This is a genomic window from Streptomyces sp. NPDC093546, from assembly GCF_044765045.1.
Lineage (GTDB): Bacteria > Actinomycetota > Actinomycetes > Streptomycetales > Streptomycetaceae > Streptomyces.
Genome location: NZ_JBIWJG010000023.1, coordinates 1 through 26,000 on the forward strand (window position 1 = coordinate 1; position 26,000 = coordinate 26,000).

The 26,000-nt window shown below is 71.8% G+C and carries 24 protein-coding genes; 6 read left to right on the top strand and 18 right to left on the bottom strand.

Going from position 1 to position 26,000, the window contains the following annotated elements; all coding sequences use genetic code 11:
- Positions 1-170: 170 nt before the first annotated feature.
- On the bottom strand, positions 171-1,376 hold the full coding sequence (locus tag ACIRNI_RS31040) for a hypothetical protein (RefSeq protein ID WP_403556587.1): 1,206 nt from the start codon (positions 1,374-1,376) through the stop codon (positions 171-173).
- Between the two features lie 925 nt (positions 1,377-2,301).
- On the opposite strand from ACIRNI_RS31040, the gene ACIRNI_RS31045 reads away from it, so the two are divergent.
- Positions 2,302-2,766 carry a MarR family winged helix-turn-helix transcriptional regulator gene (locus tag ACIRNI_RS31045; RefSeq protein WP_403556589.1) on the top strand — a complete coding sequence of 155 codons (465 nt, stop codon included), beginning with the start codon at positions 2,302-2,304 and terminating at the stop codon, positions 2,764-2,766.
- A 190-nt stretch (positions 2,767-2,956) separates the two neighbouring features.
- Here ACIRNI_RS31045 and ACIRNI_RS31050 read toward each other — a convergent pair whose 3' ends face one another.
- From ACIRNI_RS31050 to ACIRNI_RS31085, 8 genes are all read right to left on the bottom strand, one after another.
- Positions 2,957-4,456, bottom strand: coding sequence for a vanadium-dependent haloperoxidase (locus ACIRNI_RS31050; protein ID WP_403556591.1), 1,500 nt, complete (start codon positions 4,454-4,456; stop codon positions 2,957-2,959).
- 402 nt (positions 4,457-4,858) lie between these two features.
- Positions 4,859-6,022, bottom strand: coding sequence for an IS701 family transposase (locus ACIRNI_RS31055; RefSeq protein WP_403556593.1), 1,164 nt, complete (start codon positions 6,020-6,022; stop codon positions 4,859-4,861).
- A 128-nt stretch (positions 6,023-6,150) separates the two neighbouring features.
- The gene (locus ACIRNI_RS31060) at positions 6,151-6,696 is read right to left on the bottom strand and encodes a carboxymuconolactone decarboxylase family protein (protein ID WP_403556595.1); all 546 of its coding nucleotides are present in this window, start codon (positions 6,694-6,696) and stop codon (positions 6,151-6,153) included.
- 112 nt (positions 6,697-6,808) lie between these two features.
- On the bottom strand, positions 6,809-7,390 hold the full coding sequence (locus ACIRNI_RS31065) for a DoxX family membrane protein (protein ID WP_403556597.1): 582 nt from the start codon (positions 7,388-7,390) through the stop codon (positions 6,809-6,811).
- Positions 7,391-7,402: 12 nt separating this feature from the next.
- Entirely contained in the window at positions 7,403-8,383 is a 981-nt protein-coding gene (locus ACIRNI_RS31070; protein WP_403556599.1) for a DMT family transporter, read from the bottom strand.
- A gap of 47 nt (positions 8,384-8,430) precedes the next feature.
- Positions 8,431-9,285: a hypothetical protein gene (locus ACIRNI_RS31075; RefSeq protein WP_403556601.1), complete on the bottom strand. Its 855-nt coding sequence runs from the start codon at positions 9,283-9,285 to the stop codon at positions 8,431-8,433.
- Between the two features lie 8 nt (positions 9,286-9,293).
- Positions 9,294-10,532, bottom strand: coding sequence for an MFS transporter (locus ACIRNI_RS31080; RefSeq protein ID WP_403556603.1), 1,239 nt, complete (start codon positions 10,530-10,532; stop codon positions 9,294-9,296).
- Between the two features lie 28 nt (positions 10,533-10,560).
- On the bottom strand, positions 10,561-11,187 hold the full coding sequence (locus ACIRNI_RS31085; RefSeq protein WP_403556604.1) for a hypothetical protein: 627 nt from the start codon (positions 11,185-11,187) through the stop codon (positions 10,561-10,563).
- A 280-nt stretch (positions 11,188-11,467) separates the two neighbouring features.
- Here ACIRNI_RS31085 and ACIRNI_RS31090 point away from each other — a divergent pair, with 280 nt between their 5' ends.
- Genes ACIRNI_RS31090 through ACIRNI_RS31100 form a run of 3 tightly spaced genes read left to right on the top strand, consistent with a single transcriptional unit; the run spans position 11,468 to position 14,407 of the window.
- The gene (locus tag ACIRNI_RS31090) at positions 11,468-12,592 is read left to right on the top strand and encodes a ScbA/BarX family gamma-butyrolactone biosynthesis protein (protein ID WP_403556606.1); all 1,125 of its coding nucleotides are present in this window, start codon (positions 11,468-11,470) and stop codon (positions 12,590-12,592) included.
- 37 nt (positions 12,593-12,629) lie between these two features.
- Entirely contained in the window at positions 12,630-13,301 is a 672-nt protein-coding gene (locus ACIRNI_RS31095; RefSeq protein ID WP_403556608.1) for an HAD family hydrolase, read from the top strand.
- A gap of 59 nt (positions 13,302-13,360) precedes the next feature.
- Complete coding sequence (locus ACIRNI_RS31100) at positions 13,361-14,407, top strand: 3-oxoacyl-ACP synthase III family protein (RefSeq protein ID WP_403556609.1); 1,047 nt, start codon at positions 13,361-13,363, stop codon at positions 14,405-14,407.
- Here the strand turns inward: ACIRNI_RS31100 and gdhA are convergent.
- The 6 genes from gdhA to ACIRNI_RS31130 all read right to left on the bottom strand — a co-directional run bounded on the left by gdhA (position 14,400) and on the right by ACIRNI_RS31130 (position 20,886).
- Positions 14,400-15,770, bottom strand: a complete 1,371-nt coding sequence (gdhA, locus tag ACIRNI_RS31105; RefSeq protein WP_403556611.1) for an NADP-specific glutamate dehydrogenase — start codon at positions 15,768-15,770, stop codon at positions 14,400-14,402. The two genes, ACIRNI_RS31100 and gdhA, sit on opposite strands and share 8 nt — an antisense overlap.
- Before the next feature lie 101 nt (positions 15,771-15,871).
- Positions 15,872-17,344, bottom strand: a complete 1,473-nt coding sequence (gndA, locus tag ACIRNI_RS31110) for an NADP-dependent phosphogluconate dehydrogenase (RefSeq protein ID WP_403556613.1) — start codon at positions 17,342-17,344, stop codon at positions 15,872-15,874.
- Positions 17,345-17,499: 155 nt separating this feature from the next.
- Positions 17,500-18,339 carry a BTAD domain-containing putative transcriptional regulator gene (locus ACIRNI_RS31115; RefSeq protein ID WP_403556615.1) on the bottom strand — a complete coding sequence of 280 codons (840 nt, stop codon included), beginning with the start codon at positions 18,337-18,339 and terminating at the stop codon, positions 17,500-17,502.
- Between the two features lie 125 nt (positions 18,340-18,464).
- Positions 18,465-19,175: a 4'-phosphopantetheinyl transferase gene (locus ACIRNI_RS31120; protein ID WP_403556617.1), complete on the bottom strand. Its 711-nt coding sequence runs from the start codon at positions 19,173-19,175 to the stop codon at positions 18,465-18,467.
- Complete coding sequence (locus ACIRNI_RS31125; RefSeq protein ID WP_403556619.1) at positions 19,172-20,071, bottom strand: metallophosphoesterase family protein; 900 nt, start codon at positions 20,069-20,071, stop codon at positions 19,172-19,174. Before ACIRNI_RS31125 ends, ACIRNI_RS31120 begins: the two co-directional genes overlap by 4 nt.
- Positions 20,071-20,886 carry a thioesterase II family protein gene (locus ACIRNI_RS31130; protein WP_403556621.1) on the bottom strand — a complete coding sequence of 272 codons (816 nt, stop codon included), beginning with the start codon at positions 20,884-20,886 and terminating at the stop codon, positions 20,071-20,073. Before ACIRNI_RS31130 ends, ACIRNI_RS31125 begins: the two co-directional genes overlap by 1 nt.
- Positions 20,887-21,194: 308 nt before the next feature.
- Here ACIRNI_RS31130 and ACIRNI_RS31135 point away from each other — a divergent pair, with 308 nt between their 5' ends.
- The gene (locus tag ACIRNI_RS31135) at positions 21,195-21,857 is read left to right on the top strand and encodes a ScbR family autoregulator-binding transcription factor (RefSeq protein ID WP_403556623.1); all 663 of its coding nucleotides are present in this window, start codon (positions 21,195-21,197) and stop codon (positions 21,855-21,857) included.
- Positions 21,858-21,965: 108 nt separating this feature from the next.
- On the opposite strand, the gene ACIRNI_RS31140 is transcribed toward ACIRNI_RS31135, so the two are convergent.
- From ACIRNI_RS31140 to ACIRNI_RS31150, 3 genes are all read right to left on the bottom strand, one after another.
- A complete protein-coding gene (locus ACIRNI_RS31140; RefSeq protein WP_403556625.1) occupies positions 21,966-22,250 on the bottom strand; it encodes a hypothetical protein in 285 nt (94 codons plus the stop codon).
- Positions 22,251-22,282: 32 nt separating this feature from the next.
- On the bottom strand, positions 22,283-23,872 hold the full coding sequence (locus ACIRNI_RS31145; RefSeq protein ID WP_403556627.1) for an acyl-CoA carboxylase subunit beta: 1,590 nt from the start codon (positions 23,870-23,872) through the stop codon (positions 22,283-22,285).
- A 239-nt stretch (positions 23,873-24,111) separates the two neighbouring features.
- The gene (locus tag ACIRNI_RS31150) at positions 24,112-24,957 is read right to left on the bottom strand and encodes an NAD(P)H-binding protein (protein ID WP_403556629.1); all 846 of its coding nucleotides are present in this window, start codon (positions 24,955-24,957) and stop codon (positions 24,112-24,114) included.
- Between the two features lie 143 nt (positions 24,958-25,100).
- Between ACIRNI_RS31150 and ACIRNI_RS31155 the strand changes: the two genes are divergently transcribed.
- Positions 25,101-25,868, top strand: a complete 768-nt coding sequence (locus ACIRNI_RS31155) for an SDR family oxidoreductase (protein WP_403556631.1) — start codon at positions 25,101-25,103, stop codon at positions 25,866-25,868.
- Positions 25,869-26,000: the final 132 nt, after the last annotated feature.

Below are 26,000 nucleotides of genomic sequence, written 5' to 3' on the forward strand. Positions count from 1 at the left end.
CACCCGCTACGACAAACGAGCCGTCCACTACCAAGCCATGGTCACCCTCGCCTGCCTCCGACTCTGGCTCCCATGACTTTCCGGACACCCCCTAGCCGGTGAGGGCGGCCACGGCGCACACGAAGGGGTGCCCGGTCGGGACCGGGCACCCCGTGGTGAGATGTGCGGGTTCAGCTGGCTTCTTCGTACCGGAAGAGGGAGTCGGGGGCCTCTTCGGCGATGACCAGGGCGGGGGCACCGCCCACCATGGCGGCTCCGGAGAGCCGGTCCACGGCGATCACTTCGAAGGAGTCCGGCGCCTCGTCCACCGCGCCCCGCAGCGTGAGGTGGCGGCCGAGTACCTGGCTGCGAATCCACCCGCAGGTGTACTCGTCGGCCGGGACGCCCGGACGCAGGCGCACAGTGAGGCACAGCTGCTCCTCGGCCGTCCCCTGGTTGACCAGGGTGACCTGGGCCTCCGCCACGTCGTCCTCTGCGCACGCCAGCGCGACGAGTTCCGCCGCCTCGAAGGTACGGCTCCGGAAGGTCAGCGCCGCGCCGGAGTGGCCGCGCAGGCGCACGGTCGGCTCCGTACGCCCGCAGGTGCAGGTGACGAGCTCGCCCAGGCCGCCGGTCTGGAACCGCAGGAGCGGGAAGGTGGAGTCCGCGTGCGTGTTCGTGACGATGAGCCGCTCGTCCTCGACCTCCACGTACTGATGCGGCAGCACGTGGAACGTGTCGGCCGGGCACGCGGGCGTGTTGTGGCCGATGGGGCCGGAGGCGGGCGAGCAGTACAGGGCCCAGATCTTCGCCTGCGGCAGATGGCGCCCGACGAGATCCGCCGTGCCGGTGACATCACCGCTGCTGCTGAGGAGGATCTTGTGCAGCCACGGCAGGGCGCGCCCGGAGGCGACGGCCGTCCGGACCACGCGCGCGATGACGGCCGAGGGTGCGGCCAGCGCCGTGACGCCCCGGTTCTCGAGGAAGTCGAGCCACTGCCCGAGCTCGTCGTCGTTCAGGTGGCCGATGGGCACCGTGGTGGCGCCGCACAGGGCGGCGTAAACGTTGAAGAAGTGGAACGCGGACTGAAGCCGACCGGCCGGAAAGAGGTTGGCCACGACGTCGCCGTTGCCCAGGGGCTTCCACCGGGCGAGCAGCTGCGGCGCGAACATGTCGTCGGGCAGCATGCTCAGTTCGGGGTGCGTGAGCGTTCCCCCGCCGGCGGAGAGAATCGCGCCCTGGCGATGCCGGGGGTTCTCCAGGAGCTGCCGGACGGTTTCGTGGTACTCGGCCTGGGTGAGAACGGGCACTTCGGACAGGCTCACCGGCCGGGAGAGTCCGAGGAGGTGTGCGTACTTCGCGCGCAGAGAGGGGACGGTGGCTGCGGTGTGCAGCATGTCCTCGAGCTCGCGCGCGGACGGACTTCGACCGATCGACGGTGACGACCCCACGGCCTTCGGCATAGTGATGGACCTCTCGAAGTGAGACCAGAAATTTGATGGAGGCCACTTCGAGCTGCCACTTCCCCCGCCCACCCTGCCCCCCCGGGCAGGCCCATTCAAGTCGTTCACAAGCCCGCTTGTCAACGACACTCAGCCGCGGCTGCTTTCCTCACTTCCTCCAATAGTGACCGCATTTTTTCATGCGAATAAACCGGATCGAACGTCGTCGCGCGAGACCCACCGGGAAACGGAAAGTTGAATTCCGCCCCTCCCGCGAGGCCGCTCCGGCGACCCCGGTGAGCAGGCCGCACCACCTCCCCGCCCGCGCCCACACCGAGCCCTCTCCACCCCCACTCGCCTGGTTCGGAACCGCACCGGGGACAGACATCCACATAAAGGCCCGCAACCCGCGCGAGATGTCGCGACTTTTCGAATGGGGCCCCGGTCGGTACGGGATCTCGAAGGAATGGAATGGGGGCGGACGGCTGGGACCACCCCGTTTCCTTCACTCTTCACTTTCACCGCCGACACTTTCGAGGCGCATAAACGGCGAGGGCACGAGATGTCGCCGCCACACGGAAACACCGCCGCCCGGCCCCAGTGCGGCGTGCCCGGCGTCCGCGGCACGCTCCGGCCTCACCCGGACACGGCCCGAGGCGCCCCGCGCCATTTCCCCGCGCCCTGCCGTGACCTGGCCCTTTACGGGCCACACCACAGCACGGCGGGCCCATGGGCCACCCGCCCCCCGCACACTCGGCCACGCTGCCCGACATCACCGTCACAGCCCGTGATGCGCAGCCGAGGGAGAACGATGATTCCGATCAGGCCATAATTGGTCGGGGTCGTATACTCGTAAGACACCTGACATTAAGGTATCCCCATGCGGCTTCCCATTGACCAGCGACTCGGCCACCACCTGAAGCGGGTGGAGCAGGAACTCAGCGCCGCCAAGCACGCCTGCTTGCGGCCCTTCAAGCTGAACGTGCCCCAATACAGCGTGCTGTTGACGCTTTCCCAGGAGCCCGGCCTCTCGGGCGCCGTTCTGGCCCGCCGCTGCATGGTCACCCCCCAGACGATGTCGTCCGTCCTGGCGACGCTCGAAGGCAGGGGTCTGGTGGAGCGCAAGCCCCACCCGGTGCACAGCCACATCCTCGAGGCGCGGCTCACCCGGACGGGGCAGAACCTGCTGGCGAAGGCGGACGACGCCGTGACCGAGGTCGAGCTGCGGCTGACCGAGGAGTTCTCCCAGGCCGAGGCCCAGCAGCTCGTCTCCAGCCTGGAGCGCTGCTCGGGCGCCCTCGCCGGCGCCGCGTCCGCCCCCTTGCGCAAGTCCACCGTTCGCTGACTCCGCCCCCTCCTGCCGGGGGCGAGCCATCGCCGCAGGCTCGTAACGCAGTGAAGACCTTGCCCTGGTGGGCAAGGTCTTCACCATGTGCTCGGGTCGGGGAACGAGGCGCCTGGCGGGGGATTCTCGGCGCCGGTGCCGACCCGGCAGCGCGGCCCGTCGCCCCGGGGCGACGGGCCGCACGTCACGGTCAGGCGGTGCCGTTGATGTACTGCATCGCCTTGTCGAAGGTGTCCTTCGCGACGGCGCGACCGAGCTTCTGACCCTCGGTGTTGTCGAACGGCCAGTGGACACCGCCGTAGATGCGGGACATGCCGTCCTCCTCGGCCGCCTCCGTGAAGGTGTCCCACTTCAGGGTGACATCGGCCGCGGGCGTGGCCCCGGGCTCGAAGGTGGACGTGCCGGCCTTGAAGGTGAAGGAGTCACCGAAGGCGTCGCTGCCCGTCCACAGCTTGAGGGACTCGGCGGCCGTGGCGCCCCAGACGGCGTGACCCGAGACGTACGCGGCGAAGGCCGGCGTGGTGACGTACGAGCGCCACTGCGAACCGTCGATCTCCTGCGTGCCCTTGCCGGGGACGTAGCCGCGGACCGTCTTGCCGGCCTGGTCGTAGCGGATCATCGAGAGGGGGCGGGCGTAGTCGTGCACGACCTTGCTGTTCCAGGCGGCAATGCCGGAGTCGCCCATGGCGAGGTTCAGCGCGAAGAACATCTTCACGTCCTCGCCGAGGGTGTGGCCGTCCCGGTGGGAGACGAACTGGGCCCACTGGTTCTGGTGCCCGGCCGGGGTCTCGGCGCGCTCCAGCCAGAACTCGGCGATGACCTTCTTGCGGTCGTCGAGGTTGGCGTTCTCCTCCATCAGGAGCTTGATGGCGGCTTCGGACTCGGGGGTGCCGTACGCCGGGGGCTTGGGCGGCAGGTAGTCGTCCGGGTTGGTGCCGGCGAACGGCGTGATCTTGCCCCACTGCGGGGTGGCGAACGCCGGGGTGACGCCGTTGGTGGTGAGCGGCATCCAGCGGTTCGGGTCGGCGACCTTGGACTTGTCGAACGCGTTGATGTCCTGCGCCGGGTTCGCGGCCTGGTAGCCGGTGGTGTCGGCGTAGTTGTTCTGCTGGTTGGAGCCGTCGTTCTGACGGACCTTGAGGACGGCGCCGCAGGCGACGTTGCCCACACCGGCCGGCGTGCGGATGTCGGTGGAGGTGTTGGCGGGGTCGTAGCCGAGGCTCTGCAGCTTGGCGTCGAAGGTGGCCTTCTGGTCCGGGAAGATTCCGATCAGCGCCTTGTGGGCGGCGTAGCTGAGGGCGGCCTTCCGGTTGGCCTCGGTCCGCTTGAACCACGGCTGGCGCAGGTCGTCACCGAGCTGCGTGCCGACCGCCTTGGCGTCGTACGCGGCCCAGGCGTCGTAGATGCAGGTGTGCAGGGTGGCGAAGGTCCGGCTGCCGAGCGGCGGGCGCGTCAGGTTGTTGGTCGGCTTGGCTGCGGTCACCTGGGCGTCGTAGGCGGCCTTGTTCCACTGGATGACGAGGTTGTCGCCGGCCGCCTTCGCCTCCGCGGTCGCCGGGGTCGCGTCCACCGTGTCCGCCGCAGAGGCGGGGCTCACGGAGAGCGCCCCGGTGCCGAGCAGCGCGGTGGCGACGGCCGTGGAGATGCCGACGCTCCGGCCACGGCGCATCGACTTCATGGCAAGACTCATGGTGTCTCCCGGGAGGAATTCGCGACGACTGGCCGCGCCCCGACGGGCTCCGGCGACTGGTCGCTGACGTGTTCGGTGCGAGAAACATAGGTCGGACAAGCGTTCAGCGCTCGTCACGGAGCGTGCTCAAAGAGCCGCCGCTTTCCAGCAGTTGAGACGCTCCGCAGTCAGCCGCCGGCTGTCTTTATCCACTCAAGCAAGTGTTTGTCCGCTTATCCTCACCGAGGGATCAAGTCTCTGATGGGTATACGAAAGACGATGTTCTGGCGCGGCAGGCCGCCCGGATCGGTTTGTTCTTTGTCATGTCGAGGCCGCGGGGGCGAGGCGCACCCGGCATGACGTGAGGGGGGAAGGTGCCGATGGGCACCCTCCCCCCTCACAAACCTTCATGTACGCGCGCGGCTAGGCGCTGAGCAACTCGCCCTCCAAGCGCTCGGGTCGGCCGATCGCCGCGATCGCGTAGGCGATCGAGCAGAGCGTGACGTGCCGGTGCCAGCCGCCGTAGCAGCGCCCTTCGAAGTCCTTCAGGCCCACGCGGCCGCCGATCGCTTCCATGTCGTCCTCCACCCGGCGCACGAGGCGCCCCAGACGCAGGATCTCGCCGGGTGTGGCCGCGAAGAGACTGGACAGCCACAGCTCGGCGCCGACCGCTTTCGAGTCCGGCCAGGCGGCCACGAGGGCGAGAGGCGTGCGGTCGGGCGTACGGCGGTTCGGGTCGGACAGCACCACGGGCACGCGTGCCACCAACGGGTGCCGCTCCCCCGCCGCTCCCCGTTCCGTCCACCGGACGGGCAGAGCGGCGGGCCGGGCTCCCTGCGCGATGCGCCGGGCCGGCGGCGCGCTCGTCCGGCCCCCGGCGAACGGGGCGTCGGCCGGGGCGAGCGGGGTCGACTCCCGGATGCGTACGACGAAGGGAAGGCCGGCCGCGCGAAGGCCCTCGACGAGCGGGACGACGTCCTCGACCTGACGCCCGTCGACGACGACGGGCCGGGGCCGCAGCCCCCAGGTGTCCGCCGCGTGCCGGACCGCGTCGAGTACGGCCCTGTCCGCGTCGACCGCCGGCACCCCGTCCGGGATCTCCGCCCGCCGGCGCCGCTCCGCGTCCGCGACCCACCCCCGCGGCAGCAGCAGGCGCCAGTCGACGGGAGCGCTGACGGACGCGCCGGCGAACCAGACGCCGTATGCCTGCTGGCTGTTGGCGACGCGGCCGAGTGAGGCGACGTAGGACTCCTGCACGCCGACGCTGTGCCGGCCCCACTTCGGAATGGCGAGGGGATGCACCACCCACGCCTGCGGCGCGAGCGCCTGGTCGACGAACCGGCCCAGGTCGCGGCGGACCGGCGACCAGTCCCACGACGACTTGCTGATGAAGTGGTGCACGCTCTGCTCCGCGGCGCCGCCTCCGGCCACGGCGGCGATGGCGCGCATGGTCTTGCGCCCCGGGACCCTGAGCAGTCCTTCGACGTACTGCTCCCCCTTCACGCGCTGATCGCGGCGAGGCAGGGAGGCGAGCAGCCTGCCCGCGACCTCCGCCACCACCAGTCCGTCCCGGCCGACCGGTTCCATCGGGCCTCTCGGCCGCCTGGCGCGCATTCCCTTCACGTCCCCCTCCACGGTTCCCCTCGGTGTTCGCGGCCGCAGCCCGAGGGCCCGCGCCCCGGAGCGGGACGCGGGCCCTCGGCGCATGCGCGCCTCTAGTCCTGCGGCTTCGTGTGCACGACCGGGAAGTCGATCTGGATCTCCGCGACGTGGTTGAAGTAGTTCGTCAGGATGTTGAGCGCGATGGACACGACGAGGTCGACGATCTCCTTGTCGCCGTAGCCGGCGGCGCGCAGCGCGTCGAGCTCGGCGTCCGCGACGTGGCCGCGGTTGGTGAGCACCGACTTGGCGAAGGTCAGCACCGCCTGGTGGGCGGCGTCCTCGGACTTCGCCTCCCGGGCCGCCGCGATCTCCGAATCCGGCAGCTTCGCCGCGTTGGCGGCGATGTACGTGTGGGCCGAGAGGCAGTAGTCGCAGCCGTTGTGCTCGGCGGTGGCCAGGGCGACACGCTCGCGCACCGGGGCCGGGAGCCCGGCGCCGACGGCGCCCGAGAGGGCCAGGTACGCCTTCAGCACGGCGGGGGAATTGGCCAGCGCCTTGGCCAGGTTGGGAACGGTGCCCATGCCCTTCTGCACGGTGTCGAGAGCGTCCTTGAACTCTCCCTGGGCGTCGGCGGGCTGGATCAACTGAACCCTGCTCATGATGGTGTTCCTTCCAGAACATGTGCGTTGGATGGGGGATCCCCCGGGTGGCGTGCCGGCGGCCGGAGGCCGGTCGCGGGCGGCGCCGCGCAGGGAGTTCTTGGGGTGCCGGCTAGCGGGCGGCGGTCCCCGCGGTGAGAGGTGCCTCCTCGGCGGGCGCCTGCGGCTCGGACTCCTGCGCCGCGGGCTGCTCCCGGGCCTCGGCGGGTTCCGTGGCGGCCGCGGTGGTGGCGACGGCGAGGCACGCGGCGACGAGAACGACGTTCTTGATGATGTACTGACCGTCCATCGTGGGGACGAACGGCGCCGAGGACCACGCCTCGTCGGCCAGCAGGAAGAGCGTCGAGAAGACGCCGAGCATATGGACGAAGAAGACCGCGAGCGCGAGGCGCAGCAGGACCCCGGTGACCAGACCGAGCCCGATGGCCACCTCCATGGTGGCGAGCAGCGGCTGTGACACCTCGGGCGGGACGGTGTCGAACGTCATCACGCTCATGGCGTGGAGGGCGATGTCCTCGGCGGGGCTCATGGCGGGCAGGAACTTCAGGACGCCGAACCAGAGGAAGAGGACGCCGACGCTGATCCTGAGGACGGCGGAGCTGCGGCGATGGTAGGCGACGGCGAACCGCGACCACCTGGTGCGTATGCGACGGGTGAATCCGGGGCTTCCGGGAGTTCCGGGGGTGCATGTCATGGGTCGGTCCTCCTATCTCCCGGCGGGTACGGGGAGGTCGTCCGTGGTCGAGGACTTCGGGGCGGCTGCGCCGGCGTCTTTGGCGGCCCGGCGGCGGCTGTGGAAGTTGGACGCGACGAGGGCGCCGATGACCAGGCAGATACCGGCGATCTCGGGTCCGGTCGGCACATGGCCGAGGAACGCCTGCACGATGAAGGCGGTGACCGGTACGAGGTTGACGAAGAGCGCTCCGTTGGCCGGGCCGAGGGTGCGCAGGGCGGTGAACCAGCCGAGCATGGCGATCACGCTGGCCGGGATGGCCATGTAGAGGATCTGCCACCACGAGGCGGTGTAGTCACCGAGCGCGGCGTCCGGGATCCACCCCATCAGGGATGCGGCCGCGGTGATCACCACGATGCTGACGGTGCCCAGGAGGCAGGTGATCGTGGTGTAGCGCAGGGGCGACCAGTCGGGGAAGTCCGCCGCCGCACCGGTGCTGTAGAAGACCCAGCCCGCCGCGCCGACGAGGGTCAGGAGTCCGCCGAAGCCGACGCCTCCAGTCACCACGCTGACGGGGTTGCCGTTGCCGAGGACGAGCGCCACCCCGAAGAGGGCGACGGCGACGAAGACCAGCGTCGCGGCGTGGGGCCGCTTCCGGCTGCGGGCCCACACGGCGAGGACCGTGAGCGCCGGCATCGTCGCGATGACGAGGGCCGAGCTCTGGGAGGGGATGGTCTGCAGGCCGACGTACACGAAGAGGTTGAACCCCGCGAAGCCGATGGTGCCGAGCCACCACAGCTTGAGGATGCGGCCGTCGAAGCCGAGGGCACCCAGCCCTTCCTTGATCGCGAGCAGGACGACGAAGACGAGCGCCGCGACGACGAACCGGGCGGAGACGAGGTGGAACGGGTCGAGGTGGTCGAACCCGGATTTGGCGACGGCGAACATGCCTCCGCCGGCGACCGCGTTGATGACACCGCCGGCGACGCCGCCGGCCGTCTTGGACCTGGCCACGTCAGATCCTTCCTGAGTCGAAGGTCGGGTGAGGTTCGGGCAGGCAGTCAGGGCAGGGTGGTGAATTCCTGGAAACCGGGCTGCCGCAGCTTGAGCTGGGCGTGGATGTCCCCGCCGAGGCCGAACCAGCCGATCGCGCCGCCGTAGCTCTGCTGGTAGCTCATGAAGAGCACGACGATGTTGACGATGCGGTTGCCGCCGGGGGTGCCGGGCGCGGGGAACGGATGCGGCATGACGGCCTGGTAGGTGGACCTGCCGGTGTCGTCGGTGACGAAGACGTTGGGGACGCCGAGCGGCCCGGGGCGGGTGGGAGCGGCCGGGTTCAGGTCGTGCTCGCGCAGCGACATGATCGTGTACACGCTGTTCGGGACGAGTCCGTCGAACTCGAAGAAGAACCGGGCCGCGCGTGCGTCGTGCGTGAGACTCACTTCGAGGCGGCCCTGGGCCCGGACCCACTGGCCGAGGGTGACCGGCTCGGTGAGTTTGGGGCCGTCCTGCGGCCGCAGGTCGGGGATGGGCACCTGGTGGAACGAATGGCTGGGCCGCCGTACCAGGTCCGCCTCCGGGCACTGTTCGGGGGCGAAGACCATGGGGTAGTTGGCGCAGGGCAGCGGCAGGGGCAGCGTGTGGAGCACGCGCGCCCGGTCCTCCTGGCTCAACGCCCGGGGATCGAGGGGGAGTTCCTTGACGATGGTGTAGGGGCGGTTCTCCCCGAACGGCGGGAGCGGGCTGTCGGACGCCACGATGGCGGCGCCCCACTCCGACCGCGTCCGCCCGTCGTGACCGGCCCGGTTGACGCGGCCGATGACGATGAAGTCGCCGTGCTCGTCCATCACCTCGCTGGGCGGATAGGTGGGCCCCTGGGTGGTGAGGCTGAGGTCGTAGTCGCGGACATGGCCCATGGGTGGCCTCACTTCCTGCTCGTGGTCGTGGAGTCGGTCGGTACGGTCACGGCGGCGGGACCGTCGCCGCTCGGGCGGGCGGGGCGGGTGGTGAAGAGGGCGAGCAGGATGGCCGCGGTGATCGACACACAGGCGGTGGTGACCACCCCGGTCCATCCCCCGCCGCGCCAGACCGGGCCGAGCGCCACCGTGGAGAGGCTGCCGGCGCACAGGCAGGTGAGCATGTAGCTCGACGAGGCGCTTCCGCGGTTGTGCTCGGGAACGGCCTGCGAGAGCAGGACGAGAACGGCCGGCTGGCAGGAGAACACCCCGAGGAACACCAGCAGCAGCCCCAGGGCGACCAGTGGAGTACTGGGGGCCACGGCCAGGACGAGAACACCGGCGAGGGCGGTCGGCAGCGCGCTGAGGACGACCGCGCGGGCGCCGACCCGCGAGACCAGCGCACCCGAGAGCGGCGCTCCGAACAGCGCCCCGAGTCCGATGGCGCTGATCAGGCCGATCGCGGAGGCGCCCAGGCCGAACGGAGGACCGACGAGCCGGTACGTCAGGAACGTGACGGCCCCCAGGTAGCCGAAGAACAGCAGGGCGCCGACCAGGAGCAGCCGGACCACGCGGCCCCGGGTGAACATGCGCAGCGCCTGCCCGTACGCGCTGAGCGCGGTGGTGTGACGCCCGGCCACGTCGGTGCGCGGCAGGGCGGCGAGCGCGAGGAGGCAGGCGGCGTTGAGCAGCGCGAGGAGCAGGATGGCGCTCCGCCAGCCGAGCCAGCCGGCGACGATGCCGGTGGCGGAGCGCCCCACGGTGATCCCGGCGACCGACGCGGCGATCACGACGCCGAAGTACGCGCCGGCCTTGCCCGGTGGGGCGATGCGCGGCATGAGCGCCAGGGTCGCGGCGGGGATGGCCGCGGCGGCCACCCCCGCCGCCGCGAGGAGCGCGATGAACACCCCGAAGGTGGTGGCCCGGGAGGCCGCCACGAGGAGGACGACCAGCGCGGCCGTCCCCCACAGGGCGAGGGATCTCGCCTGGAACCGGTCCGACAGGGGTCCGAAGACGAAGAACGACAGGGAGTACGCCAGGCTCACGAAGAAGAACGCGAGGCGGGCGTCCACCGGATCGACCCCGAGCGTCTGCGCGATCTGCGGGAAGACCGGCGGCGTCATGTAGACGGTGGCGACGACCAGGCAGGTGGATACGGCTCCGATGACCGGCGCCCGGACCGGCGGGGAGGCTTCAGACCGGTTCAACGCCGGTGTCTCCTTCTGTGCTTGACGGTCAGGCTTCGGCGTCGACGCGCGCGTAGATCTTGGTGTAGAGGCCGCGCTCCCCGCCGGTGATGTAGCGGTCGCCGGCCTGGCGGACGATCTCCTGGTAGCGCTCGTCGGTGAAAACCGCCGTGTAAGCGGCCGGCTCGGCGTTGAAGCCGGAGACGAACATGACGCCGGGCTCGGTGCTCAGGACGGAGTGGTAGGCGAGGAAGACCTCGACCTCGTCGGCGCCGCGGACGACGTCGAAGATCGTCTGGTCGCGCCACTCCCGGTACGCCTCGAAGACGGGCGGCTTGACCTCGACGTGGCGCATCTGGAGGTACGCGGTGTCGGGGATCAGGTCGTCGGTGTTCTTGGGCGCCTCCACGAACTCCAGGACCTGGCGGCGGAAGTCGCCCGCGAGGACGGGGGTCAGCGCCGTCCACAGCTCCTGCCACTGGTCGCGCAGACCGGCGACGGCGCCGAGGCCGGCGACCGGCAGCAGTTCGAGGAGCGTGTCGCCCTCCAGTGCGCGGTACAGGGAGCGGCCCGGGGCGGGGTGGGCGGCGTTGTGCTTGCGCCACGTCTCGATGGCGCTCTCGACGGAGTCCTCCAGGACGGGGACCTCGGTCACCACGAGGGTGTCGGCGGGCATGACGGGCTCCTTCGTTCAGCTTCGTTCAGCGTGATCAAACCATAAGACATCTGATGCCTGACAGAGAACATAGCAACATGCGATACCTGTTAACAACCAGTGCCCTGCTGGTTCAGCGAAGTCCGATGACCACCCGACACCCCGACGACATATGCCCTTTGACAGATATAAGAGATCTGATCTATACAGGGCTGACGTGCCTCGCTGCCCTTGGAACACGCCGCGGCCTCGCACGCCGTCGAAACCCCCATCGAGCGCAGACCCAACGGAGTGGCCTTCCATGACGACCGTTTCGATTGATTCGATTGATTCGATTGATGCTGATGCGATTGCACCGACACGCACGGACGCGACCGCGCACCAGCCGCCGGAGGACCTCTCCTTCGAGCGCACCATCGACCGCGAGCTCGTCCACCGCGACAGCCTGGGCGAGGTCTTCGTCACCGACCTCCGGCAGGGCCCCGCCCCGGGCGGCTACCTGGCCGCCGCGCAGCTCCCCCGGTCACACGCGTACTACGGCGACCACATGCTCCGGCCGCACAGCTACGACCCGATCCTCCTACTGGAGGCCGCCCGCCAGGCGGCGCTCGCCGGCGCGCACGCGTTCTTCGACGTCCCGCGCAGCCACAAGTTCATCCTCACGCACCTGCGGATCCACCTGGCCCACCCGGAGCTGACCACGGTCGGCGACGCCGCGTTCCCGGTCCGCATGGACATCCGCACCGGCAACGTCAAGCAGCGCGACGGACGTACGGTCGGCCTGGACTACGAGGTCCGGATGTCCGTGGGCGAGGTGATGATCGGTCAGGCGTCCGTCGGCCTCCGCTTCAAGAGCCCGGAGAGCTACGTCCGCCTGCGGACCGCCAACCGGAACGGCCGCCCCCTGCCCTCCTCGGCCTCGCCCCTCGGCCGGATCACCGGCACGCTGGTGGATCCGACCCTGGTCGGCCGCTGCTCCCCGGACAATGTCGTCCTGCTCGACGCCGACACGTCCGACGCGATGGCCACGGCCACGCTGCACGTCCCGGGCGGCCACCCGAGCATGTTCGACCACCCCCAGGACCACATCCCCGGGATGGTTCTGGCCGAGGCCGCCCGCCAGCTGGCGCTCTTCACCGCCCTGGACCTGTGCGGGATATCGGCCGCGCGTACCCTGCTCACCGACCTCAGCGTCACCTTCACCCGGTTCGGCGAGCTCGACGAGAAGACGACGATGAGCGCCTTCGTCGAGAGCCGCCGCGGTGAGAGCCCGGAGGTCTACTACACCCAGGGCGGCACGCTCCAGACCGAGTCCCTGACGTCCCGGGACCTCGCGGAGCAGATCGTCGTGAACCTCAGCGCGCTCCAGGGCGGGGAGCCGATCAGCAAGTTCAGCCTCTCCCTCGGCCGGCTCCAGGGCCGCTGAACACCCCGCACCCGCACACCGACACGAGAGAGAGCACATGACCCAGCGCACCGCCGCGTTCTTCGACGTGGACGAGACCCTCATCCGGGTCAAGAGCATGTTCCGGTTCCTCGAGTTCTACCTCTCCCTGCGAGGCGAACCCGACAGCACGTACGCCCGCCTGTCCGGCGAGCTCGCGTCCGCCGCGGCCCTCGGCATGCCGCGCGAGTCCATCAACCGCGCCTACTACCGCTACTACGCGGGCGAGGAGGTACGGCACGTCCGCGCCGCGGGCCTCCTCTGGTTCGAGCGGGAACTGGAGGAGGGCGGCCTGTTCCACGCGGACGTGGTCGAGGAGCTGCACCGGCACAAGGACGCGGGCGACCGCATCCTCCTCGTCTCGGGCTCCTTCTTCGCCTGTCTGGACCCGATCACCGACTGGCTGCGGGCCGACCGCGCCTTCGGCACCCGACCGCTCGTCCACCGCGGCCAGTTCACCGGTGACATCCTGACACCGATGATCGGCGGTACGAAGGGACGTATGGTCCGGGCCGCCGGCGCCGTCGCCGGCATCGACCTGAGCGCCTCGTCCGCGTACGGCGACCACATCAGCGACCTGGAGATGCTGCGCGCCGTCGGCCACCCGGTCGCCGTCGGCGAGGACACGACGCTCGCCGGCCACGCCGCGCGCCACGGCTGGCGCCGCCTCTCGCTGGTCGACGCCCACTGAATCCGTCACCCCCCGCTGCCCGCCACCCGTGGCGGGCGGCCTTGCTTGGAGGAGAGATCGTGAGCACCATCGGCATCGTCAGCACCGGCTCCTACGTCCCGAGCACGGTCGTCACCAACGAGGAGATCGCCGGGAACGCCGGTGTCACCGCCGAGTGGATCGTCCGCAAGACCGGCATACACGAGCGGCGCAGAGCCGCCGGCCACGAAGCGACCTCCGACCTCGCGGCGCACGCGGCACGCAACGCCCTCGCCCAGGCCGGCCTGCGTCCCGAGCAGCTGTCCTACATCGTGCTCGCCACGTCGACGCCGGACCACCCGCAGCCCGCCACGGCCAGCATCGTCCAAGGCGCGATCGGGGCGACGAACGCCGCCGCCTTCGACGTCAACGCCGTGTGCAGCGGCTTCGTGTACGCGCTGACGGTCGCCGAGCGGCTGCTCGCGGGCGGCGACGGATATGGCCTGGTCGTCGGCGTGGACATCTACTCCCGCATCCTCGACTACACCGACCGCAAGACCTGCATCCTCTTCGGCGACGGCGCCGGAGCGGTCGTCCTCGGCCCCGCCGGGCGGGACCGGGGCATTCTGGAGACGGGCCTGATCACCCACGGCGACCAGCACCGTCTGATCAGCGTCCCGGCCGGCGGCAGCCGCATCCCCCCGTCCACCGAGAGCGTCCGGGCCGGGCAGCACTTCTTCCGCATGGACGGACGCGGCGTACGCGGCTTCGTGCACGAGAACCTCCCCGGCGCCCTCCACCAGCTCCTGGACAAGGCCGGCGTCCCGGCCGCCGAGGTGCAGCACTTCATCCCGCACCAGGCCAACGGCGTGATGCTCCACGAGGTCTGGCCCGAACTGGGCCTGGACCGGGCCGCCCTGCACCTCGCCCTCAGGCGCTACGGAAACACCGGGAGCGGCTCGGTCCCCATCACCCTCGACCTCGTCCACCGCCAGGGCCTGCTCGCGGAAGGCGATGTCGTCCTCCTGGCGGGGTTCGGCGGCGGCATGAACGTCGGCTCCGCCCTGCTGCGCTGGGGAGCCACGGCGTGCGCCGCCCCCGCCCGTACGCGGCGGCCGGCGCTCGCCGGAGCGGGCGGGGTCAGATGACGCCCTGGGCGAGCATCGCGTCGGCGACGCGCTCGAAGGCGGCGATGTTGGCGCCCGCCACGTAGTCGCCGGGCCGGCCGTGGCGCTCCGCCGTCTCGTACGCGGTGTCGTGGATGCGCCGCATCACCTGGGCCAGCTCGTCCTCGACGCGAGCCGCGGGCCACGCCTCGCGGGACGCGTTCTGGCGCATCTCCAGGGCGCTGGTGGCGACGCCGCCCGCGTTGGCCGCCTTCGCGGGGCCGAAGGCGACGCCCGCGTCCCGCAGGACGCGTACGGCCTCGGGCGTGGTGGGCATGTTGGCGCCCTCGGACACGGCCTTGACGCCGTTGCGGACCAGCGTCGTCGCGTCCCGTTCGCTGAGCTCGTTCTGTGTGGCGGACGGCAGCGCCACGTCGGCGGGGACGTCCCAGACGCTGCCGCCCTCCACGTACCGGGCCGAGGCGCCGCGGCGGGCCGCGTAGTCGCTGACGCGGCCGCGCTCGACCTCCTTGACCTGCTTGAGCAGTTCGAGGTCGATGCCCTTGTCGTCCACGACGTACCCCGCGGAGTCCGACACGGTGCGCACCACCGCGCCCAGGGCCTGGGCCTTCTCCACCGTGTAGAGGGCCACGTTGCCGGAGCCGGACACGGTCACCTGCTGGCCGGCCAGGTCCTCGCCGCGCTTGCGCAGCATCTCGGCGGTGAAGAGCACGTTGCCGTAGCCGGTGGCCTCGGTGCGGATCAGCGAGCCGCCCCAGCCGGTGCCCTTGCCGGTGAGCACGCCGCCCTCCCAGCGGTTGGTGATGCGCCGGTACTGGCCGAAGAGGTAGCCGATCTCGCGGCCGCCGACGCCGATGTCGCCCGCGGGCACGTCGGTGTGTTCCCCGAGGTGGCGGTGGAGCTCCGTCATGAACGCCTGGCAGAACCGCATGACCTCGGCGTCCGACCGGCCGCGCGGGTCGAAGTCGCTGCCGCCCTTGCCGCCGCCGATGCCGAGGCCGGTGAGGGCGTTCTTGAAGATCTGCTCGAAGCCGAGGAACTTGACGATGCCGAGGTTGACGGAGGGGTGGAAGCGCAGGCCGCCCTTGTACGGGCCCAGGGCGCTGTTGAACTCCACCCGGAAGCCGCGGTTGACCTGGATGTCGCCCCGGTCGTCCTGCCAGGTCACGCGGAAGACGAGCTGCCGCTCCGGCTCCACGAGCCGCTCGACCAGCCGGGCGTCCCGCAGCTCGGGGCGGGCGGCCACGACGGGCGCGAGGGTCTCCAGCACCTCGCGTACGGCCTGGTGGAACTCCGGCTCGCCGGGGTTGCGGCGGAGGATGTCCGCTTCGACGGACTCGAGCCAGGCGGTGGTGGCCTGGAGGGCGGTGGCGGTCGATGGCATCTGCGTCCCTGTCGTCGTGGAGGAGTGTGAGGGGTGGGGGGTGGGGGCGGGGTGCGACGTGCGTACGCGTACCCCGGTGGGCGGGATGTTCATACGGTCCGTCAGGCCCGCTGTTCGGCGCGGTCCTCCGCCCAGCGGGTGTGGAACGCGCCCTCCCGGTCCGTACGCCCGTAGGTGTGCGCGCCGAAGAAGTCGCGCTGGCCCTGGATGAGCGCGGCGGGCAGCCGGTCGGCGCGCAGCGCGTCGTAGTAGGCGAGCGCGGCGGCGAAGCCGGGGGCGGGGACGCCGGAGCGGGCGGCGGTCGCCACCACGGTGCGCCAGGCGGACTGGGCCTCGGAGATCTCGGCGGCGAACGTCTTGTCGGCGAGCAGCCCCGCCAGTGCGGGTCCGCGGCAGTACGCGTCGGCGATCCGGTCGAGGAAGGCGGCCCGCACGATGGAGCCGGCCCGCCAGATGCGGGCGACGGCACCGGGGTCGATCTCCCAGCCGTACGCCTGGCTGGCGGTGCGGATCAGGTGCCAGCCCTGGGCGTAGGCGATCACCTTGGAGGCATACAGGGCCTGTTCGACCTGGGCGGTGAACCGCTCGGCGTCGTGCGGGTGCAGTTCGGTGCGGGCGGGCCCGGGCAGGTCCCTCGCGGCCTCGCGCAGCGCGGTGTGGCCGGAGACCGTGCGGGCGAAGACGGCCTCCGCGATGCCGGACACCGGGACGCCGAGCTCCAGCGCCGTCTGCACGGTCCACCGGCCGGTGCCCTTCTGGCCCGCGCGGTCGTCCACGATGTCGACGAAGGGGCGGCCGGTGGCGGCGTCGGTGTGGTCCAGGACCTCGGCGGTGATCTGCATCAGGTACGAGTCGAGGCGGCCCTCGTTCCAGGTGCGGAAGGTCCGGGCGATGGCGGCGGGCGAGGCGCCGGCGACACGCCGCAGGAGGTCGTACGCCTCGGCGATGAGCTGCATGTCGGCGTACTCGATGCCGTTGTGGACCATCTTGACGAAGTGCCCGGCGCCGTCGGCGCCGATGTGGGCGACCGCGGGGGTGCCGTCGGGGGTGTCGGCGGCGATGGTCTCCAGGAGCGGGGCGAGCGCGGCGTACGCCTCGTCGGAGCAGCCCGGCATCAGGCTGGGGCCGTGCAGCGCGCCCTCCTCGCCGCCGGAGACGCCCATGCCGACGAAGTGGATGCCCTGGGCCCGCAGGGCCTGTTCGCGGCGGCGGGTGTCGTCGTAGTGGGCGTTGCCGCCGTCGATGAGGATGTCGCCCGGCTCCAGGAGCTGGGCGAGCTCGTCGACGACCGCGTCGGTGGGGGCGCCCGCCTGCACCATGACGACGAGGCGGCGGGGCCGTTCGAGGGAGGCGACGAGGTCCGCGGCGCTCCCGGCCGGGACGAACGCGCCCTCGTGGCCGAAGTCGTCGACCAGCGCGCGCGTGCGGGCGGCCGTCCGGTTGTGCACCGCCACCCGGTAGCCGTTGCGCGCGAGGTTCCGGGCCAGGTTGTGACCCATGACGGCCAGGCCGGTGACGCCGATCTGGGCCGTACCGGGCGGGGCGGCGAGCGGGGAGAGGTCGGACGTCGGCATGTGCGGGACTCCTGTGGTGAGCGGGTCGGGACGGCCGTGGGGGGGCGGCGGGTGCCTCTCGGCGGGGTGCTTCTCGGCAGGGTGCTTCTCGGCAGGGGTACGGGGCGCCGAGCGGAACGGTTCAGGCGGGAGGCAGGTGCTGCGGGCGGCGGCGGTCAGACGGCGAAGGACGCCATCCAGAGGGGTGCCACGGCCGGGCGGCCGTCCCTCCGTTCCGACACCGCGGGCCCGGCGCCGGAACCGCCGGTGTGGAGCAGTTCGGCGTGCAGGCGCCGGAGTTCGAGGGACGGCTCCAGGCCGAGTTCGGTGTCGAGAATGCGGTAGAGGGCCTGGTACGCCTCCAGGGCCTCGGCGCGGCGGCCGGCCCGGTGCAGTGCGCAGATCAGCCGGCCGTGGAACCACTCGTTGAGGGGGTAGTCGTGGACCAGGGCGCGCAGTTCGGGGATGACCTCGCGGAGGCGGCCGAGCCGGTCCTCCGCCTCGATGCGCAGTTCGAGGGCGCGGATGCGCAGCTCGGTCAGATAGACGATGCGCCCTTCGAGGACCTTGCCGGCGGGGACGTTGGACAGGACGGGGCCGCGCCACAGGGAGAGCGCCGCGCCCAGGTCGTGGGCCGCGGCCTCGGGCCGGTCGTCCTCCAGAGCCGCCCTGGCCCCGGTGACGAGCCGCTCGAAGACGGTGATGTCCACGTCCTCGGGGTCCACCTCCAGCACGTAGCCCGGGGGGCGGGTGATGAGCGGCTGGCTCCCGCGCGAGGCGAGGCGGTGCTCGTTGAGCACGCGCCTGGCCTGGTGGACGTACGTCTGCACGGTGGCGGGCGCGCTGCGGGGCGGGCAGTCGCCCCACAGTTCGCGGATGAGGGAGTCGACCGGGACGAGTTCGCCGGGGCGGCTGAGGAGCAGGGCGAGCGTCTGGCACACCTTGGGGGTGGTGGGGAGGTGGACGCTGCCGTCGTCGGCGACGATCTCGAACGGACCGATGAGGTTGAACCGCACGTCTCATGCTCCTGTCCTGGCGCGCTGCCCCGTGGTGGTGGATCCGGACGCCCGTACGAACCGAGCGGCCGTTTCCGATTGTTCGCCGGGGTGCTCACTGCGGACCCATCAGAAGGGAACACGACCTAGTGCTCGAGGGCGATGGCGGTGACGATCAGGCCGTCGCGGACGAGCCAGCCGCCGCGCAGCGTGGCCGGCGGCGGCGCCGCGCCCCCCGGCCCGGGCGCGGGCACCGGGACGAGGAGGGTCGCCGTGAAGGTGCCGCGGTCGGGGTCCACGGTGAGCGAGGCGTCCTGGAAGTCCAGCCAGCTGCGGGTGAGCGGGTACCAGACCTTGTAGACGCTCTCCTTGGCGCTGTAGAGGAGGCGGTCCCAGTGGACGTCCGGGCGGCGCGCGGAGAGCGCGCCGATCCGGGCGCGCTCCTCGGGCCGGACCACCAGTTCCGTGACGCCCTCGTCCGGCAGCGGCAGGTGCGGTTCGGCGTCGACGCCGAGGGCGGCGAGCCGGTCGGCGGGGGCCACCGCGGCGGCCCGGTAGCCGGCGCAGTGGGTGAGGGAGCCGACGTACCCGGGGGGCCAGCCGGGCGCGCCCCTGGGGTCCTTGAGGAGCGGCGCGGGCGGGGCGCCGAGCCGGGCGAGCGCGGCGCGGGCGCAGCGCCGTACGGTGGCGAACTCACGGCGGCGCTTGGGTACGGCGCGCGCCACGAGCAGCGCCTCCTCCGGGTAGAGCCCGTCGGCGTCGAGGGCCGGCGCGGCTGCGGGCGGTGCCCCGGCCGGACCTTCGTCGTCGTACGCCGCGACCACGGCCACCGACGGCGGCAGCAGTTCCTCGATCAACGGTTCTCCCCCTGGGCGGACGGGACGGGTACGGGCAGGACGGGTACGGGCAGGGCCGGTGCGGTGGCGCGGTGCTTCCACTCGCGCGGGTAGCCGAGCGACACCTCCACGTGCGGAACGCCGTCCTTCCGGATCACGCGCGGGATGTGCAGGTGGCCGTAGACGACGGCGGCCGCGCGGAAGCGGACCGGCCAGTCCTCCGTGGCCTCGGTGCCGCACCACAGGGCGAACTCGGGGTAGCGCAGCACCCGGGTGGGCTCGCGGACCAGCGGGAAGTGGTTGACCAGCACGGTCGGCAGGTCCGGGGGCAGCGCCGCGAGCCGCGCCTCCGTGGCGGCGACGCGGGCCCGGCACCAGGCCTCGCGGCTGGGGTACGGGTCGGGGTGGAGGTACATCTCGTCGGTGCACAGGACACCGGCGTCCCCGGCCCGTTCCAGCGCCTCCTCGCGGGTGCGGGTGCCGGGCGGCCGGAACGTGTAGTCGTACAGCAGGAACAGCGGCGCGACCACCACCGGGCCGCCCTCGCCCTCCCAGACGGGGTAGGGGTCCTCGGGGGTGGTGACGCCGATGTCGCGGCAGCGTGCGACGAGATGGCGGTAGCGCTCCTCGCCGCGCAGCCGTACCGGGTCGGATGGCGTGGTCCACAACTCGTGGTTGCCGGGGGCCCAGACGACGTGCGCGAAACGGCGGCGCAGCAGGTCGAGCGTGCGGACGACCTCGTCGGCCGACTCGCTGACGTCGCCCGCGACCAGGAGCCAGTCGGCGTCGCTCCCGGGGCGCAGGCGGTTGACGACCTCGCGGTTCTCGGCGTGCCGGACGTGCAGGTCGCTCACCGCGAGGAGGCGTCCGCGGCCGCTGGAGGACGTCGCCGGCGGCGGGAGGGCGGGCTCCGGCATCAGGAGGCGTCCGCCGTGGCGGGGAGGCGGTCGGCACCGGGTCCGGCCTGGGCCGGGGCGAGGGCGCCGCGCACGATGCCGGCCACGTCGGCGGTGCGCTGGTCGAGGTAGAAGTGGCCGCCCGGCAGGACGTGCACCTCGGCGGACGCGGTGGTGTGTTCGCACCAGCCGGCGGCGCCGTCGACGGGCACCACCGGGTCGCGGTCGCCGACGAGGACGGTCAGCGGCGTGTCCAGCGGCGGGCCGGGGCGCCACGTGTAGGTGCCGATGGCCCGGTAGTCGGCGCGGAGCGGCGGCATCACCATCTCCAGCACGTCGGGGTCGTCGAACACGGCGCCGACCGTGCCGCCGAGGCGGCGGATCATCGCGAGGATCTTCTCGTCGGTGTCGAGCCGGTCGGTGTCGTTGCCCTGCGGGGTGGGCGCGAACCGGCCGGACAGGAACAGGTGGCAGGGCCCGGGGACCCCTCGCCGGTCGAGTTCCCTGGCGAGTTCGTAGGCGAGGACGGCGCCCATGCTGTGGCCGAAGAACGCGTACGGGCGGGGCGCGTCCACCGCGGCCGCGCCGGGGACGAGTTCGCGTTCCACCTCGTCGGCCAGGGCCTGGACGAGCCGGCCGATGTCGTCGACGGGCGGCTCCGCGCGGCGGTCCTGCCGGCCGGGGTACTGGACGGCCAGGACGTCGAACGCCGGGGCCAGTTCCCGCTGGAGGCCGAGGTAGGCGCTGGCGGCCCCGCCGGCGTGCGGGAAGCAGACGAGGCGTACCCCGCTGCCGGGCACCTCCGCGCCGAATCGCCGGAACCAATTACTGGCCATATCGTGCTCCCCTCACCGCTCTGTCACTCGCCCGGGTGAGGGCTCACCCGGGGAGACCCGGGCAATCGTCCGGCAGAGCGCTTGTGGACCCCATGAGATCGCCTGGCGGCGGTACCGGGGAGTGACCGCACAATGAGCGGGGGATGACCGGTACGACGGTTTCCGCTTACCGTGAGCAGCGATTTGTACGCATCGGACCATGGGGTTCCAGCCAGGTTACTGGGAGACTAACAAACCGCCTGCGCGGTTTCCTACACTGGCGTCCCGCGCCCATTCCCCGTCCGACCACTGTGACCACGGAGCACGACATGACGAAACAGGAGCGGGCGGCTCGTACGCGCCAAGCGCTGATTCGTTCCGCCGCCGAGGTGTTCGACCAGGAGGGGTTCGCCCCGTCCTCCCTCACGTCGATCAGCCGCCGCGCCGGTGTGAGCAACGGCGCACTGCATTTCCACTTCGTCAACAAGGGCGCCTTGGCGGAGGAGGTGGAGGTCGAGGCGATGGCGATCCTGCGCGGCATCGCCGACCCCTGGAGCGAGAACGCCGAGGCGGAGGCGGACGGGGACGCGGACGGCAGCCTGCAGACCCTGGTGGACACCTCGCACGCCCTCGTGGTGCGGCTGCAGCGGGACGTGATCCTGCGGGCCGGCTTCGGGCTGAGCGCGGACGCCACCTGGAAGAGCCGCTCGGACCTGCGGCAGTACTGGGTGGACTGGATCGACGAGGGCCTGTCCGTCGCGGCCCGCCGGGGCGCGCTCGCCGACGGCGTACAGCCCGAGGACGCGACGACCGTCGTCGCCGCGGCCACCGTCGGCCTGGAGGCCCTGGGCCGTACGGACCCGCGGTGGTGGGACCGGCGCACGTGCACTCGGCTGTGGCGGCTGCTCCTGCCGCGGCTTGCGGCGGACCACCTGGCGGGGCGGGTGCGGGCCGAGGGCGGCGAGGAGCCGCCGGTCCGGGAGCCGGTCTGACGCCCGGAGCCCGTCTGACGCCCGCCGGACGCATGACCACAGCAGCGGAGCCGTACCCCGGCGGACGGGGTACGGCTCCGCTGCTGTGGTGCGGCGCGACCGAAACGGTCAGGCCGCGTCGCGCCAGGTCGGGGCAGGGCGGCCCGCCCAGGACGTGGCCGCCCTGCGGCGGGCCGCCGCCGGAAGCCAGGGGGCCCCGTTGCGGCGGCGGCCGCCGTCGCGCTCCCGGGCCTCGCGGACCGACTCCTCCGCGCGGGCGGCCAGCACCGCCGACAGGACCGCCGCCACCGCGGCCACCTCCTCGGCGGTGGGCGACCCGCCCGTGATGCGCCACACCTGGCTGGTGGCCTCCTCCGGCAGATCGCTCACCGCGCTCACCGCTCGTACCGCCATGGTTCCTCCTTCGGCCGGCCGGTCGTCCGGCGTCACTGGGGCTGGTTGCCGTGCTTGCGCGTGGGCAGCGGCGCGTGCTTGTCGCGCAGCATGGCCAGCGCGCCGATCAGCGCGGAACGGGTGTCGGCGGGGTCGATGACGTCGTCGACCAGGCCGCGCTCCGCGGCGTAGTACGGGTGCATGAGCTCCCGGCGGTACTCCTCGATGCGGGCCGCGCGGGTGGCGTCGGGGTCGTCGGACGCGGCGATCTCGCGGCGGAACACCACGTTCGCCGCGCCCTCGGCGCCCATCACGGCGATCTCGTTGGTGGGCCAGGCCAGCGCGATGTCCGTACCGATGGAGCGGGAGTCCATCACGATGTAGGCGCCGCCGTACGCCTTGCGCACCACCAGGGAGATGCGCGGCACGGTGGCGTTGCAGTACGCGTACAGCAGCTTGGCGCCGTGCCGGATGACGCCGCCGTGCTCCTGGTCGACGCCGGGCAGGAAGCCGGGCACGTCGACCAGGCTCACCAGCGGGATGTTGAAGGCGTCGCACATCTGGACGAAGCGCGCGGCCTTCTCCGAGGACTCGATGTCGAGGACGCCGGCCAGCGTCTGCGGCTGGTTGGCGACGATCCCGACGACCTGGCCGCCGAGCCGGGCGAGCGCGCAGATGATGTTGGGCGCCCAGCGCCCGTGCACCTCGAAGTAGTCGCCGTGGTCGACGATCTCCTCGATGACGGCGTGCATGTCGTAGGCCCGGTTCGGGTCGGCGGGGACGAGGTCGAGCAGCGCCTCGGTGCGCCGGTCCGCGGGGTCGTCGGACAGCTCCGACGGGGGCAGTTCGCGGTTGTTGGACGGCAGGTACGACAGGAGGTGGCGCACGTCCTCCAGGCAGTGCTCCTCGTCGTCGTACGCGAAGTGGGCCACGCCGGAGGTACCGGCGTGGACGTCGGCGCCGCCCAGCTCGTCCTGGGTGATCTGCTCGCCGGTCACCGCCTGCACCACGTCGGGGCCGGTGATGAACATCTGCGAGGTGCCGCGCACCATGAAGACGAAGTCGGTGAGCGCCGGGGAGTACGCGGCGCCGCCCGCGCAGGGGCCCATGATGACGCTGATCTGCGGGATGACACCGGAGTTGCGGACGTTGCGCTGGAAGATGCCGCCGTAGCCGGCGAGAGCGGTGACGCCCTCCTGGATGCGGGCGCCCGCGCCGTCGCACAGCCCGATGATCGGGGCGCCGGCCTTCTCCGCGAGGTCCATCAGCTTGTGGATCTTCTGGGCGTGCGCCTCGCCGAGCGCGCCGCCGAAGATGCGGAAGTCGTGGGCGTACGCGAAGACGGTGCGGCCGTCGACCCGGCCCCAGCCGGTCACCACGCCGTCGCTGTACGGCTTCTTCGCCTCCAGGCCGAAGCCCGTGGCGCGGTGCCGGCGGAACGGCTCGGTCTCGGTGAACGTGCCCTTGTCGAACAGCAGCTCCAGCCGCTCGCGGACGGTGAGCTTGCCCTTCTTCTTCTGCGCCTCGGTGGCCTGCGCGCTGGGGCCGGCCAGCACCTGCTCGCGCAGGTCCGCCAGCTCCGCCACACGCCCGAGCATCGACGCGGTCGAGGGGCTGGGCGGCTGTTCCTCAAGGATGCTCATGCCTGTCCTTTCCAGATGCGGGGGAAGGTGGTTCTCGTCGACGCGCCGGGCGGCGCGGAACACCGTGCGCCGGGTGCGTGCCTCGGCATACCACTCATAGTGGGAAATTCCGCTACAGGTCTTCTTGAGGTTGCCTTGAACCGCCGTCCGCTGCACCACCGTCAGGCCTCCCGCGGTGCGGTGGACCGCGTGAACGGCCGCGCCCGCCGTGGGCGGGGCGCGGCCGCTCCCCCGGCGCGTCAGGCGCGCCAGGCTCCGGCCGCCGCGGCGTCGGCCACGTAGGCGGCGAAGGCGCGCGGCTCACGGCCGAGGGCCTCGCGGACGCCGTCGGAGACCTTCCGCTCGTAGCCCTGGGCGATGGGGTGCATGGCCGCGGTCCACAGCTCGGCGTCCGGCTTGGCGACACCCTGCCCGACGAGCTCGGCGATGAACGCGTCGGCGGTGAGCGGCGTGTAGCGGACGGTGCGGCCGGTGGCCTCCCGGATGAGGTCGAGGACCTCCAAGAGCGTCACGGGCGCGGGACCGGACAGCTCGTACGTACGGCCCGCGTGGCCCTTCTCGGTGAGGGCGGCGACGGCGACGGCGGCGATGTCCTCGACGTCGATCCAGCTGGCGGCGCCGTCACCGGCGGGAAGGCGCAACTCGCCCGCGAGGACGCCGTCGTTGAAGAAGCCCTCGCTGAAGTTCTGGGCGAACCACCCGGGCCGCAGCACCGTCCAGTCCAGGCCGCTGCCCTGGACGGCGGCCTCACCGGCGAGGAAGTCCTCGCTTGTCTCGGTGGCGGAGCCGTAGTAGCCGGGGGTGTCCACGCCGCGCGCGGACAGCAGGACGAGCCGCTCCACCCCGGCGCGGGCCGCCGCCTCGACGAACGCGCCGGTCTTGTTGGCGCCGTCGAGCTGGACGATGTACACGCCGCGGACCCCGTCAAGGGCGGGGCCCCAGGTGGACTCGTCCAGCCAGTCGAAGCGGTGCTCGGCGTTGCGGGACGCGGAGCGCACCGGTACGCCGCGTTCGGTGAGCTGCCGTACGACGCGGCTCCCGGTCTTTCCGGTGCCGCCGATCACGAGAACGGGTTCGTAGGTCATGGCCGGAGACTAATTCGGCAATCGCGTGCGCAGACCGGGCGATGGGCCGGGAATGGGCGGGCGATGAGGGCACCGGAGGACGATCGCATTCGCGGCCCTGGCATCAGAGGTCGCCACGGTCGAGAGAATTGGGAGTTGCCTGCATGACTGCCCTCACGAACAAGACGGCACTGGTTACCGGTGGAAGCCGGGGTATCGGGCGTGCCATCGCCAAGCGGCTGGCGAAGGAGGGCGCGCTGGTCGCGCTGACCTACTCGAGCGACGAGGCCGCCGCCAAGGAGACGGTGACCGCGATCGAGGCCGAAGGCGGCCGCGCCTTCGCCTTCCAGTCGCAGCTCGGTGTCCCGGGTGACGCCGCCGCCCTGTGGGAGGAGTTCGACGCCCGGATCGGCCAGTACTCCGACACCCCGGGCCTGGACATCCTGGTGAACAACGCGGGCATCGCCGGCCCGGGCCTCATCCACGAGGTCTCCGAGGAGGACTACGACCGGGTGTTCGCGGTCAACGCCAAGGCCCCGTTCTTCATCATCCAGAAGGGCCTGGAGCGCCTGCGTGACGGCGGCCGCATCATCAACATCTCCTCCGGTGTCACCAAGGTGGCCTTCCCGGGCATGACCTCCTACGCGGCCTCCAAGGGCGCCGTCGAGGTCCTGACGCTGACGCTGGCCCAGACCCTGGGCTCCCGCGGCATCACCGTCAACGCGGTGTCGCCGGGCACCATCGAGACGGACATCCACCCGTGGATGGCCGACCCGGCCGCCAAGGCCCACGCCGCCGGCTTCTCGGTGTTCAACCGGGTCGGCCAGCCGGACGACGTCGCCGACGTGGTGTCCTTCCTCGCCTCGGACGACGCCCGCTGGGTGACCGGTCAGAACATCGACGCGAGCGGGGGTTCCGGCCTGGGCATCTGACCGATCCGGTACTGAGGGGACTTCTTCCGTTCCGCACGCGGAAGCCCGCCGCCCCCTCCCCCTTCGCACGGGGGGAGGGGGCGGCTCTTTTTGCGCCCTCGGCCGGGGAACGCCGGAGCGGGCCTCCGGTCG

What these genes read in the sequence shown, in the direction of transcription:
- ACIRNI_RS31040 (WP_403556587.1), bottom strand. Translation starts at nt 1,376, where the DNA reads ATGCTGCACACCGCAGCCACCGTCCCCTCTCTGCGCGCGAAGTACGCA.
- ACIRNI_RS31045 (WP_403556589.1), top strand. Translation starts at nt 2,302, where the DNA reads ATGCGGCTTCCCATTGACCAGCGACTCGGCCACCACCTGAAGCGGGTG.
- ACIRNI_RS31050 (WP_403556591.1), bottom strand. Translation starts at nt 4,456, where the DNA reads ATGAGTCTTGCCATGAAGTCGATGCGCCGTGGCCGGAGCGTCGGCATC.
- ACIRNI_RS31055 (WP_403556593.1), bottom strand. Translation starts at nt 6,022, where the DNA reads ATGGAACCGGTCGGCCGGGACGGACTGGTGGTGGCGGAGGTCGCGGGC.
- ACIRNI_RS31060 (WP_403556595.1), bottom strand. Translation starts at nt 6,696, where the DNA reads ATGAGCAGGGTTCAGTTGATCCAGCCCGCCGACGCCCAGGGAGAGTTC.
- ACIRNI_RS31065 (WP_403556597.1), bottom strand. Translation starts at nt 7,390, where the DNA reads ATGACATGCACCCCCGGAACTCCCGGAAGCCCCGGATTCACCCGTCGC.
- ACIRNI_RS31075 (WP_403556601.1), bottom strand. Translation starts at nt 9,285, where the DNA reads ATGGGCCATGTCCGCGACTACGACCTCAGCCTCACCACCCAGGGGCCC.
- ACIRNI_RS31085 (WP_403556604.1), bottom strand. Translation starts at nt 11,187, where the DNA reads ATGCCCGCCGACACCCTCGTGGTGACCGAGGTCCCCGTCCTGGAGGAC.
- ACIRNI_RS31090 (WP_403556606.1), top strand. Translation starts at nt 11,468, where the DNA reads ATGACGACCGTTTCGATTGATTCGATTGATTCGATTGATGCTGATGCG.
- ACIRNI_RS31095 (WP_403556608.1), top strand. Translation starts at nt 12,630, where the DNA reads ATGACCCAGCGCACCGCCGCGTTCTTCGACGTGGACGAGACCCTCATC.
- gdhA (WP_403556611.1), bottom strand. Translation starts at nt 15,770, where the DNA reads ATGCCATCGACCGCCACCGCCCTCCAGGCCACCACCGCCTGGCTCGAG.
- gndA (WP_403556613.1), bottom strand. Translation starts at nt 17,344, where the DNA reads ATGCCGACGTCCGACCTCTCCCCGCTCGCCGCCCCGCCCGGTACGGCC.
- ACIRNI_RS31125 (WP_403556619.1), bottom strand. Translation starts at nt 20,071, where the DNA reads ATGCCGGAGCCCGCCCTCCCGCCGCCGGCGACGTCCTCCAGCGGCCGC.
- ACIRNI_RS31130 (WP_403556621.1), bottom strand. Translation starts at nt 20,886, where the DNA reads ATGGCCAGTAATTGGTTCCGGCGATTCGGCGCGGAGGTGCCCGGCAGC.
- ACIRNI_RS31135 (WP_403556623.1), top strand. Translation starts at nt 21,195, where the DNA reads ATGACGAAACAGGAGCGGGCGGCTCGTACGCGCCAAGCGCTGATTCGT.
- ACIRNI_RS31140 (WP_403556625.1), bottom strand. Translation starts at nt 22,250, where the DNA reads ATGGCGGTACGAGCGGTGAGCGCGGTGAGCGATCTGCCGGAGGAGGCC.
- ACIRNI_RS31145 (WP_403556627.1), bottom strand. Translation starts at nt 23,872, where the DNA reads ATGAGCATCCTTGAGGAACAGCCGCCCAGCCCCTCGACCGCGTCGATG.
- ACIRNI_RS31150 (WP_403556629.1), bottom strand. Translation starts at nt 24,957, where the DNA reads ATGACCTACGAACCCGTTCTCGTGATCGGCGGCACCGGAAAGACCGGG.
- ACIRNI_RS31155 (WP_403556631.1), top strand. Translation starts at nt 25,101, where the DNA reads ATGACTGCCCTCACGAACAAGACGGCACTGGTTACCGGTGGAAGCCGG.